At 66.4% G+C, this 17,058-nt stretch carries 16 protein-coding genes; 9 read left to right on the top strand and 7 right to left on the bottom strand.

Features of this window, described 5'->3' with window-relative positions:
• The first annotated feature begins 726 nt into the window (after positions 1–726).
• Positions 727–1,860 (top strand): PQQ-dependent sugar dehydrogenase, encoded by a 1,134-nt coding sequence (locus ACI1V7_RS09800; protein ID WP_404531578.1) that lies wholly within the window; start codon positions 727–729, stop codon positions 1,858–1,860.
• Between the two features lie 65 nt (positions 1,861–1,925).
• Here ACI1V7_RS09800 and ACI1V7_RS09805 read toward each other — a convergent pair whose 3' ends face one another.
• The 3 genes from ACI1V7_RS09805 to nhaR all read right to left on the bottom strand — a co-directional run bounded on the left by ACI1V7_RS09805 (position 1,926) and on the right by nhaR (position 5,082).
• On the bottom strand, positions 1,926–2,678 hold the full coding sequence (locus ACI1V7_RS09805; protein WP_404531579.1) for a DUF6597 domain-containing transcriptional factor: 753 nt from the start codon (positions 2,676–2,678) through the stop codon (positions 1,926–1,928).
• 70 nt (positions 2,679–2,748) lie between these two features.
• Positions 2,749–4,095 (bottom strand): hemolysin family protein, encoded by a 1,347-nt coding sequence (locus ACI1V7_RS09810; protein WP_404531580.1) that lies wholly within the window; start codon positions 4,093–4,095, stop codon positions 2,749–2,751.
• A gap of 81 nt (positions 4,096–4,176) precedes the next feature.
• Positions 4,177–5,082 (bottom strand): transcriptional activator NhaR, encoded by a 906-nt coding sequence (nhaR, locus tag ACI1V7_RS09815; protein WP_404531581.1) that lies wholly within the window; start codon positions 5,080–5,082, stop codon positions 4,177–4,179.
• A 129-nt stretch (positions 5,083–5,211) separates the two neighbouring features.
• Here nhaR and ACI1V7_RS09820 point away from each other — a divergent pair, with 129 nt between their 5' ends.
• The 8 genes from ACI1V7_RS09820 (at position 5,212) to ACI1V7_RS09855 (ending at position 12,565) form a co-directional block, all read left to right on the top strand.
• Positions 5,212–6,279, top strand: a complete 1,068-nt coding sequence (locus tag ACI1V7_RS09820) for a DUF475 domain-containing protein (RefSeq protein ID WP_404531582.1) — start codon at positions 5,212–5,214, stop codon at positions 6,277–6,279.
• 181 nt (positions 6,280–6,460) lie between these two features.
• Positions 6,461–7,036: a TerD family protein gene (locus tag ACI1V7_RS09825; protein WP_404531583.1), complete on the top strand. Its 576-nt coding sequence runs from the start codon at positions 6,461–6,463 to the stop codon at positions 7,034–7,036.
• Positions 7,037–7,107: 71 nt separating this feature from the next.
• Positions 7,108–7,803 (top strand): TIGR00266 family protein, encoded by a 696-nt coding sequence (locus tag ACI1V7_RS09830; protein WP_404531584.1) that lies wholly within the window; start codon positions 7,108–7,110, stop codon positions 7,801–7,803.
• A 26-nt stretch (positions 7,804–7,829) separates the two neighbouring features.
• Positions 7,830–8,414 (top strand): TerD family protein, encoded by a 585-nt coding sequence (locus tag ACI1V7_RS09835; protein ID WP_404531585.1) that lies wholly within the window; start codon positions 7,830–7,832, stop codon positions 8,412–8,414.
• Between the two features lie 244 nt (positions 8,415–8,658).
• Positions 8,659–9,660 carry an SDR family oxidoreductase gene (locus tag ACI1V7_RS09840; protein ID WP_404531586.1) on the top strand — a complete coding sequence of 334 codons (1,002 nt, stop codon included), beginning with the start codon at positions 8,659–8,661 and terminating at the stop codon, positions 9,658–9,660.
• A gap of 180 nt (positions 9,661–9,840) precedes the next feature.
• Positions 9,841–10,236 (top strand): GntR family transcriptional regulator, encoded by a 396-nt coding sequence (locus ACI1V7_RS09845; RefSeq protein WP_404531587.1) that lies wholly within the window; start codon positions 9,841–9,843, stop codon positions 10,234–10,236.
• Complete coding sequence (locus ACI1V7_RS09850) at positions 10,233–11,120, top strand: ABC transporter ATP-binding protein (RefSeq protein WP_404531588.1); 888 nt, start codon at positions 10,233–10,235, stop codon at positions 11,118–11,120. The genes ACI1V7_RS09845 and ACI1V7_RS09850 overlap by 4 nt, the downstream gene beginning before the upstream one ends.
• Positions 11,117–12,565, top strand: a complete 1,449-nt coding sequence (locus tag ACI1V7_RS09855) for a hypothetical protein (protein ID WP_404531589.1) — start codon at positions 11,117–11,119, stop codon at positions 12,563–12,565. Before ACI1V7_RS09850 ends, ACI1V7_RS09855 begins: the two co-directional genes overlap by 4 nt.
• Positions 12,566–12,653: 88 nt before the next feature.
• Here ACI1V7_RS09855 and ggt read toward each other — a convergent pair whose 3' ends face one another.
• The 4 genes from ggt to ACI1V7_RS09875 all read right to left on the bottom strand — a co-directional run bounded on the left by ggt (position 12,654) and on the right by ACI1V7_RS09875 (position 16,952).
• Complete coding sequence (gene ggt / locus ACI1V7_RS09860; RefSeq protein ID WP_404531590.1) at positions 12,654–14,426, bottom strand: gamma-glutamyltransferase; 1,773 nt, start codon at positions 14,424–14,426, stop codon at positions 12,654–12,656.
• A gap of 34 nt (positions 14,427–14,460) precedes the next feature.
• Entirely contained in the window at positions 14,461–14,868 is a 408-nt protein-coding gene (locus ACI1V7_RS09865; RefSeq protein WP_404531591.1) for a hypothetical protein, read from the bottom strand.
• A 147-nt stretch (positions 14,869–15,015) separates the two neighbouring features.
• Entirely contained in the window at positions 15,016–16,506 is a 1,491-nt protein-coding gene (locus ACI1V7_RS09870; RefSeq protein ID WP_404531592.1) for an MDR family MFS transporter, read from the bottom strand.
• On the bottom strand, positions 16,503–16,952 hold the full coding sequence (locus tag ACI1V7_RS09875; protein ID WP_404531593.1) for a MarR family winged helix-turn-helix transcriptional regulator: 450 nt from the start codon (positions 16,950–16,952) through the stop codon (positions 16,503–16,505). The genes ACI1V7_RS09870 and ACI1V7_RS09875 overlap by 4 nt, the downstream gene beginning before the upstream one ends.
• Positions 16,953–17,058 lie beyond the last annotated feature (106 nt).

Below are 17,058 nucleotides of genomic sequence, written 5' to 3' on the forward strand. Positions count from 1 at the left end.
CTGCTTGAACCACTCGGCTATATACCGCCGGCAGAAGCTGAGGCAAACTATTACAAGCAGTTGAGCAGTCAGGCCCTCCCGGTCTGACTCACACTAACCGGCCTCCACGAAAGCCGGGGCGATTCAGAAAATTGTGAGACGCTTGCGTGTACCTAACCAAGCCTAGCGCCCGTTCCTGACCGAACCCGACCGTTCGGCTCAGCATAGCAGGTTGCTGAGCTGGAAAAGTCTCGGACTGTCACTATAGGCCGCTGTCGATCCACAGCCGACAAGACGAGAAGGCTTCGGTGTGCCTCCAATTTATTTGCTCGACGCGCAGCCAGCACAGCCGCTCCCCCATATGTCGAGATGACCATGATGTACTCAGCCATGGTTGGAGGCCTGATGTCAGCGCGACGTTCGTCCGCGTCAACTTCGTTCTCAATCGAGAATAATTCCACTTTGATGTTCCGCATTCCCGTTCGATGGAAGCCGCGCCGCCGTCGCGTGCCACTGCAGGCCGCCCGCCCGAGGCGCAGAGCGACCCGCTTCGACCAGCGCAGCGTCTGCAATGGGCGTTTTGCTCTACACTTCCTGGCGCCCTTCGGACCGACAGCGCTGGCGCATGCTTGGCGGCGCGGGGGCGACGTGGGCGCACGCGGTCATGGTGTACATTCCGGCCCGGCGCACATTGGCATACCTTTCGCCTCGATAACTTGGCATCAGCCGCGAATGGAGATCTGGAACATGAATTCGAACATGCTCAGCCTTGCCTCCACTTTCTCGCTCACCCTGCTCGCGTTTGCCGCCGGTCCGGCCGCGAACGCGCGGGCCAGTGCAATCGCGACCGGCGGCCTGCCTTTCGAGGTCAAACCGGTCGGCACATTCACGAGCCCATGGGCCATGGCATTCCTGCCGAACGGCAACGTGCTGGTGACGCAAAAGGAAGGAGCGATGATCCTGTTCGATCCCGCAACCGGCACCCGGCGGACAGTGTCCGGCACACCCGCCGTCAGCAGCAAGGGCCAGGGTGCGCTCATGGACGTCGTGCCCGCTCCCGATTTCGCAGCCAGCAAGCTGCTCTACTTCAGCTACTCCGAGGCGGGTCCCGGTGCCGACAGCCGGGTCGTGCTCGCCACGGCGACACTGGATCAGGCAGGCGGCACGCTCAAGGATACGAAGGTCATTTTCCGCGGCCAGGCTGCTTCGACTGGCGGGCACTATTCTGGCCGTATCGGCTTCTCGCCCGATGGCAAGTCTCTCTTCTTCACCAGTGGCGACCGCCAGCTTTTCGATCCGGCGCAGGACCCTGGGTCGACGCTCGGCAAGGTGCTGCGCCTGAACCTCGACGGCACGCCAGCTGCCGGCAACCCGCTCGCGGCCAAGGGCTTCCATCCCGCCGTCTGGTCGTATGGCCACCGCAATCTGCTGGGCGTGGCCTTCGACGGGCAGGGACGCCTGTGGGAAATGGAGATGGGACCGCGCCATGGCGACGAGATCAACCTGATCAAGCCAGGGCTCAACTATGGCTGGCCGAAAGCGTCGAATGGCAACCACTATGACGGCCGGGACATTCCCGACCACGCGCCCGGCGACGGCTTCGAGGCGCCGAAAGTGTCCTGGAATCCGGCCATTTCGCCAGGCGGCCTCGCCTACTACAATGCGGACCTGTTCCCGAAGTGGAAAAATTCGCTCTTCATCACCGGTCTCTCGGGCAAGTCGCTGGACCGCATCGCCCTCGATGGCGAGAACGCGAGCAAGGTGGACCATTGGGACATGGGCGAACGCATCCGCGCCGTTCGTACGGGGCCGGACGGCGCCCTATGGCTGCTGGAGGACGGTCCGCGCGGCCGGCTCCTGATGCTCACACCGAAGAGGTAGGCGGTTCAGTCCAGCGTACCGGCTTTCCAAGCACGCGACTTCATCGGCCGTTCGCGGCGAACGTCTCACGCGACGAAGCCGGCAGGCGTCGTCCCCGCCAGCAGGCGGAATTCGTGGATCAGGTGGGATTGATCGTAATAGCCGCAGTCGAGCGCGAGCGCGGCCCAGTCGGCACCGGGGCCGGCCGTGCGGGCCGCATGGCTCGCCTTGCCGAAACGGCTGACCATGGCAAAGGCCTTCGCGTTCAAGCCGACCCGTTCGCGAAACTGCAGCGCCAGGTGCTGGCGCGAGACGCCCAGCGCACGCGCGAGGTCTTCGATGCGCACGGCCCCATGCGTCTCCTCGATGCGGCGCACCGCCGCGCGCACGAGCCGGTCCGCAGGTAGCCGAGAGCCCAGGCGCAGGCGTGCCAGCAGCGCCTTTTCGATGATGGACAGCCGCGCCCGCACGGTCAGCTCGCGTTCCCACAGCGCCGCCGCCAGCGCGTCCGTTTCATGGCGCGGCCACAGCGCATCCAGGGACGGATGATCGTCCTGCAGCAGGTGCAGCGGCAGGTCGAAGAAGGCGCGGGCGGCGCCGGGCAGGAAGCGCACGGCGACGGTCAGCACGGGCGCGTCGGCCTCGAACAGGTGGGAGCGGGACATCATGCCGGCGACGAAGCCGGCGGGGGCGCGGTCCTGCCACAGGATGTCGATGCAGTTGTCGGGCAGGATGCGGCGGCGGACGGGAACGCCTTGCGGCCGCGCGCGGCTGGTCCACAGGCAGGCGACGTGGCCGGCGAGCAGGGGATGCGGCGCGAATTCGCGGTACAGGTCCATCGCGCCAGTATAGCGGGCGCGTGCCGCTGCCCGGAAAACCGATGGGGTCGGGCCAATCGCCGTCGCGCGATCAGTCCAGCTCGTCCTCGTCCAGCCCCCGCTCCAGCTGCGGAATCACCTTCACGAGCAGGATGCGCGGCCCATTGGTCTTCTTGACCACGACGTCGAATTTCGGAAATTCGATGCGCTGGCCCTGCTTGGGGATGTCGCCCAGCTTGGCCATCAACAGGCCGCCGACGGATTCGACCTCGTCGAGGCCCATCTCCTCGTTGTTGATGTCGATGCCGAGCACGCGCTCGAGCGAGACGATCGGCAGGCTGGCCTTGCCGATGTAGGTGCCGTCGCCCTGGCTGATCCAGTCGTTCTCGTTGAGGCGGAATTCGTCGCGGATCTCGCCGACGATGGCGCCCAGCAGGTTGTCCAGCGTGACGAAGCCGACGGGGCGCTTGCCTTTTTCGCCGATCAGCGCGAAGTGGGGGGCGCCGCTGCGGAAGCGGCGGAACAGTTCGATGGCCGGCGTGCGCGCCGAGTAGGTCTCCACGGGACGCAGGTAGTCCGACAGGTCGGTGATCTCCTTGCCGGCCTGCTCGGCGAAGAACAGGTCCTTCAGGTGGATCACGCCCAGCACTTCCTCGCCTTCCTCGTCGAAGTAGGGATAGCGCGAGAAGCGGTTGCGGCGCATCGTCTCCAGGTTCAGCACGAGGGTCTTGCTCGCATACAGCGCGCTGACCTCGTTAATGGGGCGCATCAGGTCGGACACGGTGCGCTGGCCGAATTCCAGCGACTGGGCCAGGATGTGGCGCTCGTCCGAGGTGAAGCGCTCGCTCGGCGTGCCCGTGTTGGCACGCAGGATCATCTTCAGTTCCTCGTTGGAGTAATGGGTCTCGTGACCGCCCACGCCCGACAGGCCGGCGATGCGCAGCACCAGGTTGGCGCTGCCGTTGAGCAGCCAGATGGCCGGGTACATCGCCCAGTAGAACGCGTACAGGGGCAGGGCGCTCCACAGGCCCACCGCTTCCGGCACGCGGATCGCCAGCGACTTCGGCGCCAGTTCGCCCACGACGATGTGCAGGAAGGAGATGACGCTGAAGGCCACGACGAAGGAGACGCCGTGGATGAGTTTTTCGTTGGTCACGCCGACCAGCGAGAACACGGGTTCGAGCAGGCTGGCGAAGGCCGGTTCGCCCACCCAGCCCAGGCCCAGCGAGGCGAGGGTGATGCCGAGCTGGCAGGCCGACAGGTAGGCGTCGAGCTGGCTGTGGACCTTGAAGAGGATACGGCCGCGCAGGCCGCCGGTTTTCGCGATCGCGCGCACGCGCGTTTTGCGTAGCGTGACGATGCCGAATTCGGCTGCCACGAAGAAGCCGTTCAGGGCCACGAGAAACAGCGCCAGAACGACGAACAAGACGTTTTGCATAAACAGTGTTCAAGGACCCCGCTTGGTGATTCGCGCGGCCCCGGTTGTTGATAAAGAGGCAAAGCCAGCATTCATTGTAGTTCAAGCCGCTGCGCGGTTCCCTTTTTGTGCCGTGGCCAGGATCGCCTCGACGGCCGGGTGCTGGATCTTGCGGTCGTTCGAGATCGCATAGAACTGTTCGCGCACGCCGGATGCCCTGCCGATCTCGATGGCCTGGAACTGCTCGGCGATCTCGTTCGCGAGGGCGGCGGGAGCGAAGAACAGGCCCAGGCCGCGCCGCCCGAAGGTGTTCAGCAGGGCGTTGTCCTCGAATTCGCCGACCACGTCCGGGTGGACGCGGTGCGCCATCAGCCATTCGTCGATCTTGCCGCGCAGGGCATTATTCCGTGCCGGCAGCAGGAAGGGCGCACCGTTCAAGTTGTCCGGGAAGCCTTCGCGGTAGGTGTCGGCCAGCGCCTTCGTGCCTACGACGAGCATCTCGCTGTCGAACAGGCGGTGGCTGAACACCTTCATGGCGCTGCCGGACGGCACCTCGCGGTCGGTCAGCACCACGTCCAGCTTGTGCAGCGCCAGTTCGGCCAGCAGCGCCTCGAACTGGTCTTCGTAGCAGACCAGGTGGACCTTCTTGTCGATGCCCATCGCCGCTTCCAGCATGCGGTAGGCGGACAGTTTCGGCAGCGAGTCGGAAATGCCCACCGTCAGGCGGATGCGGCCGCTGTCCGCCTCGTTCAGGGCTTCCTGCATCTGCTCGCCCAGCAGGAAGATCTGGTCGGCATAGCCGAGCGCGAGCCGGCCCGCCTCGGTCAGCACGAGGCGCCGGCCCTGCTGCGAGAACAGCGTCTTGCCCAGCGATTGTTCCAGCAGCGTCAGCTGCGAGCTGATGGTCTGCACGGCCAGGTGCAGGCGCTCGGCGGCGCGGGTGATGCCGCCTTCCTTGGCCACGACCCAGAAGTAGAACAGGTGGCGGAAGTTGATGTCGCTTTTCATCGAACCATCCAATCTTAAGGTTTTTCCGAAGTAATGATCACATTATCTTCGCTTTTTTGATTTGATGCACCCCTCTACACTGCGCCTTGTCAACAACATAGATAACTCTCATCGCAACGGGCCAAGCATATGAAGCATTTCCGTATTTCATTCATCGTCACCGCCCTGTGCCTGATCGGCTCGGGCTGGTGGGGCTACGAACATGGCGGGCTGACCGGCATGGTATCCGCGGTCGGCATCGCGTCGATCCTGGCCGTCATGGAGGTGTCGCTGTCCTTCGATAACGCCGTCGTCAACGCCTCCGTGCTGCGCGACTGGGACGAGTTCTGGAAGAAGCTGTTCCTGGGCGTGGGCATCATCATCGCCGTATTCGGCATGCGGCTGCTGTTCCCGCTCGTGATCGTCGCGGTGGCGGCGGACCTGGGCCTGGCGGACGTCTGGAAGCTGGCGCTGGAAAACCCGAAGGCATATTCGCAGCACCTGACCAACCACCACGCTGAAGTGGCGGCATTCGGCGGCATGTTCCTGCTGCTGGTGTTCCTGAACTTCCTGCTGGACGACGAGAAGGAACACCACTGGCTGGGCCACGTCGAAGAGAAGCTCGGCGCGCTGGGCAAGGTGTCCTCGATCTCGGTGATGGTCGCGATCGGCGCCCTGATGGCTTCGCTCTCGCTGGTGCCGGAAGCGCAGAAGATGGTCGTGCTGATCTCGGGCCTGTGGGGCATCCTGATCTACGTCGGCGTGGACGTGCTGTCGAACCTGCTGGAAGGCTCGGAAGAGGGCGGCGGCGAGGTCGGCGAGATGGTCAAGCGTGGCGGTATCGGCGGCTTCCTGTACCTGGAAGTGCTGGATGCATCGTTCAGCTTCGACGGCGTGATCGGCGCCTTCGCGATCACCAACGACGTCGTGATCATCATGCTGGGCCTGGCGATCGGCGCGATGTTCGTGCGTTCGCTGACGGTGTACCTGGTGGAAAAGGGCACGCTCGACCAGTTCGTCTACCTGGAGCACGGCGCCCACTACGCGATCGGCATCCTGGCAGTGATCATGTTGGCAAGCATGAAGTTCCACGTGCCCGAACTGATCACCGGCCTGGCGGGCGTGGCCTTCATCGGCGCCTCCGTGTGGTCGTCGATCCGGTACCGCAAGCAGCAGGAAGCGCTGGGCGTGCACAAGGAAGTGGCGTCGGTGAAATAAGGTGGCCGGTCATGGTGGGCACGTGGTGCCCACCCTACGAACCGCCCGACGTAGGGTGGGCATCACATGCCCACCAGGCAAGGGACCCGCGGCGAACGAATGAACACCCGCTCGCCGCAGAGCAGCAGTATCAGGTGTTCGAACAGCAGCATCCATTCATATATTGAAGGAGATACACATCATGGCAATCAGCTTGCAAAAAGGCGGCAACGTCAATCTGTCGAAGGAAGCGCCGGGCCTGTCCAGCCTGAAACTGGGCCTGGGCTGGGACGTGCGCGCCACCGACGGCGCCGCATTCGACCTGGACGGCGTGGCATTCCGGCTGAACCAGTCGGGCAAGGTGCGTTCGGATGCCGACTTCATCTTCTACAACAACGCCAAGTCGAGCGACGGCTCGGTGGTCCACTCGGGCGACAACCGCACCGGCGCCGGCGAAGGCGACGACGAGACGCTGAGCATCGACCTCTCGAAGGTCCCGGCCGACGTCGACCGCGTGGTGCTGGCCGTCACGATCCACGAAGGCGACACCCGCCGCCAGAACTTCGGCATGGTCGGCAAGGCGTTCATCCGCTGCATCAACGCGGCCAACAACAGCGAGATCGCCCGCTACGACCTGTCGGAAGACGGCTCGACCGAGTCAGCCATGGTCTTCGGCGAGGTGTATCGTAATGGCGCGGACTGGAAGTTCCGCGCCGTCGGCCAGGGCTTCAACGGAGGCCTCGGCCCCCTCGCCAAGAACTACGGCGTCAACGTCTAAACGGTTTAGACATTATCTGCTGCCGTGCCACGCCAGAGCGGCGCGGCGGCAGCCTGAAAGGAAGCCACCACATGCCAGTATTTACCGTGACCGGGGACATCGATCCCTTCCTGCACGTATCGATGAAGCGCGGCGAGACCATCTACTGCGAATCGGATGCGATGGTCATGATGGAATCGACGCTCGACCTGAAGGGCAAGATGAAGGGCGGCCTGGGCAGCGCGCTGATGCGCACCTTCGCCAACGGCGAGTCCTTCTTCCAGCAGCACATCGAAGCGACGCGCGGGGACGGCGACTGCCTGCTGTCGCCCACGCTGCCGGGCGCCATGCAGGTGGTCGATTGCGGACCGCGCCAGTACATCATTAGCGACGGCGCCTTCGTCGCGGCCACGTCCAGCGTCGACCTGCGCGTGCGCACCCAGAACATCGGCAATGCGCTGTTCGCCGGCAGCGGCGGCTTCTTCGTGACCGAGACCTCGGGCACGGGGCAGGTGGTGGTGTCGGGCTTCGGCTCGATGAACGAACTGGAAGTCGAACCGGGCAAGGACGCGATCATCGACAACTCGCACGTGGTGGCATGGGACAGCACGCTGCAGTACGAGGTCTCGGTGACCACCGGCACCAGCGGCGGCTTCCTGGGCAACCTGATCAACAGCCAGACCAGCGGCGAGGGCATCGTCCTGCGCTTCTCGGGTCGGGGCAAGATTTACGTCTGTTCGCGCAACCGCACCGCATTCAAGGCTTGGATGCAGGCACCGGGGAAGTGACAGGCATTACTGAATAGGAGTCAACCATGAGCGTCAATCTGCAGAAGGGCCAGAAAATCTCGCTGGAGAAGGAAGCGGGCGGCGCGCTGTCGCGCGTGACGATGGGCCTCGGCTGGGACGTCGCCAAGAGCAAGGGCTTCTTCGGCTTCGGCGGCGGCAAGGGCGAAGCGGTCGACCTGGATGCGTCCGTGGTGCTGTTCGACGAGTCGAACCGCCCCGTCGACGTGGTCTGGTTCCGCCAGCTGAAGAGCCGTGACGGCAGCATCGTGCACACGGGCGACAACCGCACCGGCGCGGGCGATGGCGACGACGAGCAGATCAACGTCGACCTGAACAGCGTGCCGGACCACGTGCGCTCGCTGGTGTTCACGGTGAACAGCTTCACGGGCCAGAACTTCTCGACGGTGGAGAACGCTTTCTGCCGCATCTTCAACAGCAGCAACCAGCAGGAAATCGCGCGCTACGACCTGTCGGTGCAGGGTTCGCACACGGCCCAGATCATGGCCAAGCTGTACCGCCACAACGGAGAGTGGAAGATGCACGCGATCGGCGAGAACGGCACCGGCCGCACCATCGACGAGCTGATGCCGCAGATCGTGCCGCACCTGTAATCGTCTGATTTTTCTGTTTTTTCGGAACACCCCGCGGATGTGTCGTCTTCGCGGTTTGTAGTGGGCGGCTTGGCGCCCACGCCCTTTAACGGCTCCTTCGGGAGCCGTCTTTTTATGTATCGGCTCCCTTGTGGAGCCGTATTTTTTTGTATCGGCTCCTTGTGGGGCCGTCTTTTTTTGTTGGGTTCCCTATAGCTTTTTCCCAAAGTCACCCTAGCGACCCCTTGTTCAGCAAGCGTGCATCATGACCCGCATCGACAATCTGAAAAAAGGGAACGACATGAAGCTGAAGGACATGCGTGTGGTCATCATGGGCGCATCGAGTGGCATCGGCGCCGCCACGGCGATCGCGTTCGCCAGGGAAGGCGCGCGGCTGGTACTGGGCGCGCGCGGCCGGGAAGGGCTGGAAGACATCGCGCGCCGCTGCGAGGAAGTGGGCGGCAGCGTGCACTACGGCGTCGTGGACGTCACGGATGCCGCGGCCGTGAAGCGCTTCGCCCACGAGGCGCGCGTCCTGCTGGGCGGGATCGACCTGTGGTTCAGCAACGTCGGCATCGGCGTGGTCGGCAAGTACCACGAGGTGCCCATCGAGGATCACCGCACCGTCGTCGAGACCAATCTCGTCGGCCACATGAACGATGCCCACGCCGTGCTGCCGATCTTCCTGAAGCAGCAACACGGCATCTGGGTCAACATGATCTCGGTGGGCGGCTTCGTCACCTCGCCGTATGCGGCCGCGTACGCGGGCAGCAAGTTCGGCCTGCGCGGCTTTTCCGCCGCGCTGCGCGGTGAGGTACGAAAGTATCCACGCATCCACGTGTGCGACATCTATCCCACCTTCGTCGACACGCCGGCGACGGGTCACGCCGGTAATTACACGGGCGCGCGCCTGTCGTTCCCGCCGGGCGCCCTGGCGCCGGAAAAGGTGGCGCGCGCCGTGCTCGCCGTGGCGCGGCGCCCGCGCGACACGACCGTGGTCGGCGCGCCGGAAAGCGCGCTCAGGCTCGCCGAGTTCGCCAATCCCGTCAATGCGGCGCTGATGGACCGCTTCATGGATGCCTGGCGCCGGCGCGCCGAGCGCGCGCCCAGGACCACGGGCACGATGTACGCACCGCCGCGCGAACCGAGCGGCGTGCACGGCGAGCGCCATCGCGCCGGGGAGCAGTCGCAGCACACGCTGCTGAAGCTGGGCCTGGCCTTCGCGGCCGCGGCGCTGGGCGTGGAGATGGTGCGCCAGCGTTCCTGATCCCTCCACGATCGTCGTCCCTGCGAAGGCAGGGACCCAAGTTCTGTGCGCGGCCGCGCGCGCAATCTTGGGCCCCTGCCTCCGCAGGGGCGACGTAGCGTTCGGTCCCCCGTTGCACAAATGTCTTGACACCACCTCACTTCGTGCCTACTGTATTAATCAACTAATACAGTAGATAGCATGCAAACCCATACCGCCCACCTGTTTTCGATCGCGCCCGGCTCGTCCGAGCCGATCTATCGCCAGCTCGTCGAGCAGGTCCGCCGCCTGGCGGCCGCCGGCCAGCTGCAGCCCGGCGACGGAATGCCCTCGGTGCGCGAGATCGCCCAGGCGCTGGCCCTGAATCCCATGACTGTCTCCAAGGCCTACGGCTTGCTGGAGATGGACGGCGTGCTGGCGCGCCGGCGCGGCATGGGCATGGTCGTCGCCGAGCGCTCCGCTCCGGCGCCGGCCGGCGAGCGCGCCGCGCTGTTGCGCCCCACGCTGGAACGCGCCGCGCTGGAAGCGCGCCAGCTCGAACTCGACCCCGACACCGTCCTGACCTTGTTCGCAACCATCCTGAAGGAAAACCCATGAGTGCCCCGCTTGTCCGTATGTCCTCGGTATCGAAGTATTTCGGCAGCCAGCGCGTGCTGGACGGCCTCGATTGGCAGGTGGCCCCGGGCCAGGTGGTCGGCCTCCTGGGCCGCAACGGCGCCGGCAAGTCGACGCTGCTCGAATGCATGCTGGGCTTGCGCGAACTCGACGGCGGAAGCATCGCCCTGTTCGGCGAGGAATCGGCGACCTTGTCGGAGCTGGCCCGCGCCCGCATCGGCTACGTGCCGCAGAAGGCGGACCTGTTCGATTGGCTCACGCCGGACCAGATGCTGGACTACTTCAAGGCCATGTACCCGCGCTGGAACGCGGCCAAGGTCGAAGGGCTGCTGTCGCGCTGGGGCTTCGGTCCGGACATGCGCGCCAGGCAGATCAAGCGCATGTCCGGCGGCGAGCAGCAGCGCCTGGCGATCATCCGCGCGCTGGCGCACGACCCGGACCTGCTGATCCTGGACGAGCCGGTGTCGGCGCTGGACCCGGTGGGCCGGCGCGAATTCCTGCGCGAGCTGGTCGACGACGTCATCGAGCGCGGCACCACCGTGGTGTTCTCGACCCATATCCTGACGGACCTCGAACGGGTGGCCTTCGACCTGGCCTTCCTGAAGGACGGCCGCATCGCGCTGCAGGGCCAGACCGATGCGCTGCTGGAAGGCGCGCGCCGCATCCTGGTGCCGGCGACCATGGAGCCAGGCCGCAAGCTCGAGGGAGAGGTGCGGCGCCTGCGCGACGGCGCCATGGTCAGCATGATCGTGCAGGGGCAAGATGCCGGCCTCGACCAGCTGGTGCGCGAACCGGGCGTGCGCGTCGAGAAGCTGAGCCTGGAAGATCTCTTCATCGAAATCACCCGCGAAGGAGCCGCCAAATGACTGCTTCCGCCTGGCACGACATGCTCCGCATCTGGAACCTGACGACGGTCCAGCGCGACGCCCGCGCCATCAGGTTCCTGACCGGCTTCGCCTTGCTGCTGCTGGTGGCGCTCCCCATCATGGGCGGCATCTCCCTGTACCAGGACCACACGCTGCCGGTGCTGGCACTGCTGCGCGTGCTGCTGGCGATCGGCGGACTATGGCTGGCGATCGCCTGGGTCTGGCTGTTCGTGCCGTCGGCGGTCGTCATGAATTCCGCCGCCAACGCCAGGCTGCTGCCGCGCCAGCGCCGCCGCCTCGTGCAGATGGCGATCGGCGGCTGGCTCCTGATCACGACGGCCTTCACCGTGGCGTCCGGCAAGTGGCCGATCTTCGCGCTGGTCGGCAGCTATGTGCTCGGCTTTGCCCTGATGCGCGCCGGGAACATCCGGGCCGTCACGCTGACCGTGCTGCCGGGTTTCTGGCCGGCGCTGTCGCGCCACCTGCTGCCGGAACCGCTGGTGCAGGCCATCTCCAGCGGGCCCGGGCTGCTGCTCGCGACTGCCGCCTTCAGCGCCGCGGCGGCATGGGCGCTGGCGCGCCTGTACCCGGCAGCCGGCGACCGCCACCTGGAGACGCGCGGCGAACGCGTCCGGCGCATGGAGCGCATGGCATCGAGCGGCTGGGGCGCGGCGCAGGAGTCCGAGGGCTTCCTGACGACGCCCGGCCTCAAGGTCTACCGCGCCATCCTGCGCCGCGACAGCCGTGCGCCCCGTGCCGATGCGATGCTGATGCATGCATTCGGACCGACCGGCCACTGGAGCGCGTGGATCACGACCATCGTCCTGCTGGTGGTGACGAGCCTCGTCGCCTGGCTCTTCGTCGCCTGGCGCAACGATGCCTCCACGCACGAATTCGTCAAGGGCTTCTCCTGGGGCGGCCTGGGCGGGCTGGCCTTCATGATCGCGTTCAGCACCGCGCACATGCGCCAGCAGCTCGACCGCACCCGGGGCGAACAGGCGTTGCTGCTGCTGACGCCGCTGGCCGGCGACAGGGCGCTCCTGAACCGGCGCCTGGGCACGATGATGCTCCGGGGCGCCTTGCTGCAGTGGATCGTGCTGACGGCCGTCGTACTGTGGATCAGCACGCTGTTCGGCGGGACCGACGTCGTGCTGCGCGAGTTCGCACTGTGCTGCCTGGGCGGCCAGGTGGCGATGGCCTGCCTGTTCGGCGATTTTGCGCATGCGCCCAGGATCGGCGTGGTGCGCGCCGTGCTGCTGGGGGTGCTCGCGCTGGTCGAGCTGGGCGTGGCCGGGGGACTGGGCTGGCTGTCCGGCGCGCTGCTGCCGCACACGTGGTACTGGCTGATCGCGATCAGCCTGGTCGTCGGCGCGCTCCAGTTGCGCCATGGCTGGAGCACGCTGGTGACGGCGCCGGTGGCGTTTCCTGCGGGGCGCCTCGGCTAAACGCCCCCCGTAGGGTGGGCACCATGTGCCCACCAGGTTTGCGTTACGCCAGCGCACGGTGGGCATGTGGTGCCCACCCTACGGCGGCTCAGTGCGCCTTCTTCTGCACGAGCGCCGCGCCGATGCCGTGGCGGCGGCTCTCGCTGACCGCCGTCACGGTGCCGTCCTCGTTGAACACGATGGCATTGGCGGCGCCGATTTCTTCCGGTGCCGGCGTGCTCGCCCACTTGTGGCCGAACTTCTCCAGCGCCCGGGCCTGGGCGGTATCGGAGAAGCCCGGTTCGACCTCGGTCTCGCGGCCGTTGCGCTGCGACAGGCGCGGCGCGTCGATGGCCTGGTCCATGGGCATGCCGAGGTCGACGTGGTTGACGATGGTCTGCAGCACGGTGGTGATGATGGTGGCGCCGCCCGGGCTGCCGATGGTGAAGGCGGGCTTGCCGTCCTTGAAGGCGATGGTCGGCGCCATGCTGCTGCGCGGACGCTTGCCCGCTTCCGGGATGTTCGGCGCCGGACCCGTGAAGTCGAAGTCCGTCATCTCGTTGTTGAGCAGGAAGCCGTAGCCCGGCACCACGATGCCGCTGCCGCCCCAGGATTCGATGGTGAAGGTGTAGGCGACCACGTTGCCGTCCTTGTCGGAGACGGCCAGGTGGGTCGTGTGCGTGCCTTCCTTCTGGATCAGGTTGGCCTGCGGGCGCAGCGGGAAGCTCTGGTCGTTCTCGTACAGGAACGGGTCGCCCGCGTGGACGGCGCCGGCCGCCGCGCGGTCCTGGCGGATCAGCGAGCGGCGCTGGGCGGCGAACTGCTTCGACAGCAGGCCCTCGATGGGCGCGTCGACGTATTCCGGGTCGGCCAGGTAGGCGTTGCGGTCGGCAAACGCGAGGCGGCTCGCTTCCAGGTACAGGTGTTCGACCTGCTCGCGCGGCAGCGATTTCAGATCGAAGCCTTCCAGAATGTTCAGCGCCTCGGCCACCGTCACGCCGCCGCTGCTGGGCAGGGGCATGCCGTACAGGTCGTAGTCGCGGTAGGTCGAGCGCACCGGCTGGCGGATGCGCGCCTCGTAGTTGGCCAGGTCCGCCAGGCTCATCGTGCCCGGACGCACCTGCGCGTTGCCCGCCATCGGCGGACGGTTGACGGCGGCGACGATCGCCTGGGCCATCGGGCCGGCATAGAACGCTTTATAGCCGCGCGCGGCGATCTCGCGATAGGCCTTGGCCAGGTCCGGGTTCTTGACCACGGTGCCGGCCGGCAGCGCCTTGCCGTCCTTCAGGTAGAGGCGGGTAGTCGTGGAAAACTGCTGGAATTTCTTTTCATTCTCGCTGACCAGCTTGTTGAACGTCGGGCTGACGGTGAAGCCCTTGGTGGCGACCCCGATCGCCGGCGCCAGCACCTGCTTGAAGGACATGGTGCCGTAGCGTTCCAGCGCCTCGTGCCAGCCGCGCACGGTGCCCGGCACGCCGACCGCGGCGCCGCTGGCGACGGCCGTGTCGAAGTCGACGGGCCGGCCGTTCTCGACGAACACCGACGGGCTGAACGAGGCCGGCGCCGTCTCGCGGTGGTCGATGGTGATCACGCGCTTGTCCTTGGCGAGATAGATGACCATGAAGCCGCCACCGCCGATGCCGCAGCTGAACGGATCGGTCACGCCCAGCGTGGCGGCGGCCGCCACGGCGGCATCGATGGCGTTGCCGCCCTTGTTGAGGATGGCCAGCGCCGATTCGGACGCCTTTTCGCTGATGGTGGCGACGGCGCCGCCCGTACCGGTCGCAACGGGCGACTTGGCGAGCGCGAGCGGCGGCGCGAGGACGATGGACAGGATCAGCCCGCAGGCGAGGGCGCGGGGCGCGCGGTTCGATATGGTCATGAAAGGAAGGAAAAGTGGGTGGTCGTCATGACGCTCATGGTGGCGTGACCTTGAGCGTGACGGGCATGGCGTCGCTGGGCCGCATGGTGCCGACGGCGCGCGCGGGCGGAATCGTCGCCATGTCGAGCGCGATGGTGGCGCCGCGCAGGATGGGCGGCCTGGCCGACGGATGGTCCGGCCCCAGCGTGATTTCCTGGACGCCGCCGCGCCCGTCGATGATGAAGCGGAACACGAGCCGTCCGGCCCAGATGCACTGGGCGTTCGGCGGGCAGCGGCTGTCGCTGAAGCTGTCGTAGGTGATGGTGAGGTCGCGCGCCAGCGTGGCGCTCTGCTGCGGCCTGAGCGGATAGCTGCCCGGCAGGACCGGCGCGGCCACGCAAGCGACGAGCGCCGGCGCGAGGACGAGGGCAAACAGGTGAGGCAGGTACCGCGACAGCATCATCGGGACATCCGGTTATTTGCGTTATGCCAATAATAACAAATACCGCTGTCCGCGCTGATCCAATATCGAACCGGGGTCAGAGCCGGGGTCAGAGCCCGATTTTGGGAAATTGCCAAAAATCGGGCTCTGACCCCGGTTTTAAGAAGATCAAGACTTGGGTGGGGTGGTGCTTGACGTCGTGTTCATTTGCACGTCCGGCAGGAACCACATCAGCAGCAGCGCGACGAGCACGATGGCCGTGCCGGCGCCGAACACGCTGGCGATGGCGTGGCGGTAGACGTCGCGCAGCGCCGGCACCAGCACGGTATGACTGCCGGCGCTGGCGGCCGCGTCGACGCCGGCGGCGTGCAGGCGGTGGGCCAGTATGGCGCCGGAACCCGTCACGCCGAGCAGGCCGCCGAGCGAGCGGAAGAAGGTCAGCATCGCCGTGCCCACGCCGCGCCGCGCCAGCGGCAGCGCGTACTGGACGACGATGGTCATGTTCGGCATCACCAGGCCCAGGCCCGCGCCCAGCAGGAAGATCGCCGGTTCGATGTACCAGAAGCCGCGCCCCGTCTCCATGGCCCAGGCCAGCACGCCGAAGGCGACCACGGCGGCGGCCACGCCGTACACCTGCACGGCCTTGTAGCGGTTCAGCGGCGCCAGCACGCGGCCGTTGACGGTCGAGGCGATGATCATGCCGACCATCATCGGCACCGTCAGCATGCCGGAGCTGGCCGGGCTGCTGCCCATCACGAGCTGGAAGAAGATCGGGAAGAACACGCTGGCGCCCATCAGGCCCATGAAGGTCAGCGCCATCACGATGCTGGCCACGTTGAATACCCGGTTGTCGAACAGGTCCGGCGGCAGCACGGGCTCGGCCGCGCGGCGCAGGTGGAACACGAGCCAGGTGCCCAGCACCGCCGTCAATGCCGCGCACACCTTGATCTGGGGCGCGTCCCACGGCCACTCGGTGCCGCCCAGCGCCAGGATCAGCAGCAGGGAGACGATGGTGCCCGTCATCAGCACGGAGCCCAGGTAGTCGATGCGGTGCGACTGCGTGGCGACCGGCTTCTTCAGCGTCGTGGCGATGGCGTACAGCGCGACGGCGCCCACGGGCAGGTTAATGTAGAAGATCCAGTGCCAGGACAGCAAGTCCGTCATCACGCCGCCCAGCACGGGGCCGAGCACGCTGGTAACGGCGAACACGATGGCGATCGAGCCCTGGCGCCGGGCACGCTCCGCCGGCGTGACGAGGTCGGCGATGATGATCTGCGCCAGCGGCATGAAGCCGCCCGAGCCCAGGCCCTGGATGGCGCGGAACACGATCAGCTGCGTCATGTCCTGGGCCAGGCCGCACAGCACCGAGCCGACGAGGAAGGTGATGAGCGCCGTGAACACCATCGGCCGGCGCCCGTACTGGTCGGCCAGCTTGCCGTACAGGGGCATGGTGGCGGTGGAGGCGAGCACATAGGCGGTGACGACCCAGGACAGGTGGGCCATGCCGCCCAGGTCGCCGACGATGCGCGGCAGGGCAGTGGCGACGATGCTCTGGTCGAGCGCGCCCAGGCCGAGCACGGCCATCAGCGCAAGGTAGACGGCGCGGATTTCGCTCGGCGTCGCCTGCGGCGGTACGTCGTGGGAAAGGGTCTGGGTCATGGTTCGGCGATCAGGTTCAAGGGTTCGATGGCGGCGGCGAGCGCATCCAGCTGGTGGGGGCTGAGGCGGGCGACGCGCCGCGCCAGCCAGTCCAGGCGGTCACTGCGCAGCGCCTGCAGGCGTTGCTCGCCGGCGGCGGACAATTGCAGGCCCGTGCGACGGCGGTCGTCCGGATCGGGCAGGGCGCGTTCGACCAGGCCGGCCACCTCCAGCGTCTTGACCTGGGCGCTCATGGTGGGGCTGCGCACCTGCTGCAGGCGCGCCAGCTCGGCCACGCCGATGCCGGGATGCTCGCCGATGGCGGCCAGCAGCATGGTCTGCAGCAGGGACAGGCCCGTGTCCTGGCGCGCGGCGTCCTGGCGCATCTCGCGCATCAGGCGCTTGAACGCGGACCGCAGCTCCTCGGACAGCGCCAGCGCGCGTTCGCTCGGTTCGTTCCTTGTCATCGTGAAATATAGTTAGGCTACCTAACTATTTTACGCCGCCGCGCGCTGCCGCGCAAATCGTCGGCAAGCGTTGTCAATGCATCAAAACGAGACAATACGCGGTATG

Origin of the sequence: Massilia paldalensis, assembly GCF_044901715.1 — a bacterium.
In the GTDB taxonomy this organism is placed as follows: Bacteria; Pseudomonadota; Gammaproteobacteria; order Burkholderiales; family Burkholderiaceae_D; genus Telluria; species Telluria paldalensis.

Bases quoted from the DNA above. Each gene is read 5' to 3' on its own strand.
- ACI1V7_RS09840 (WP_404531586.1), top strand. From the start codon at position 8,659: ATGACCCGCATCGACAATCTGAAAAAAGGGAACGACATGAAGCTGAAG.
- ACI1V7_RS09820 (WP_404531582.1), top strand. From the start codon at position 5,212: ATGAAGCATTTCCGTATTTCATTCATCGTCACCGCCCTGTGCCTGATC.
- ACI1V7_RS09835 (WP_404531585.1), top strand. From the start codon at position 7,830: ATGAGCGTCAATCTGCAGAAGGGCCAGAAAATCTCGCTGGAGAAGGAA.
- ACI1V7_RS09865 (WP_404531591.1), bottom strand. From the start codon at position 14,868: ATGATGCTGTCGCGGTACCTGCCTCACCTGTTTGCCCTCGTCCTCGCG.
- ACI1V7_RS09805 (WP_404531579.1), bottom strand. From the start codon at position 2,678: ATGGACCTGTACCGCGAATTCGCGCCGCATCCCCTGCTCGCCGGCCAC.
- ACI1V7_RS09855 (WP_404531589.1), top strand. From the start codon at position 11,117: ATGACTGCTTCCGCCTGGCACGACATGCTCCGCATCTGGAACCTGACG.
- ACI1V7_RS09810 (WP_404531580.1), bottom strand. From the start codon at position 4,095: ATGCAAAACGTCTTGTTCGTCGTTCTGGCGCTGTTTCTCGTGGCCCTG.
- ACI1V7_RS09800 (WP_404531578.1), top strand. From the start codon at position 727: ATGAATTCGAACATGCTCAGCCTTGCCTCCACTTTCTCGCTCACCCTG.
- ACI1V7_RS09830 (WP_404531584.1), top strand. From the start codon at position 7,108: ATGCCAGTATTTACCGTGACCGGGGACATCGATCCCTTCCTGCACGTA.
- ACI1V7_RS09875 (WP_404531593.1), bottom strand. From the start codon at position 16,952: ATGACAAGGAACGAACCGAGCGAACGCGCGCTGGCGCTGTCCGAGGAG.
- ACI1V7_RS09850 (WP_404531588.1), top strand. From the start codon at position 10,233: ATGAGTGCCCCGCTTGTCCGTATGTCCTCGGTATCGAAGTATTTCGGC.
- nhaR (WP_404531581.1), bottom strand. From the start codon at position 5,082: ATGAAAAGCGACATCAACTTCCGCCACCTGTTCTACTTCTGGGTCGTG.
- ggt (WP_404531590.1), bottom strand. From the start codon at position 14,426: ATGACCATATCGAACCGCGCGCCCCGCGCCCTCGCCTGCGGGCTGATC.
- ACI1V7_RS09825 (WP_404531583.1), top strand. From the start codon at position 6,461: ATGGCAATCAGCTTGCAAAAAGGCGGCAACGTCAATCTGTCGAAGGAA.
- ACI1V7_RS09845 (WP_404531587.1), top strand. From the start codon at position 9,841: ATGCAAACCCATACCGCCCACCTGTTTTCGATCGCGCCCGGCTCGTCC.
- ACI1V7_RS09870 (WP_404531592.1), bottom strand. From the start codon at position 16,506: ATGACCCAGACCCTTTCCCACGACGTACCGCCGCAGGCGACGCCGAGC.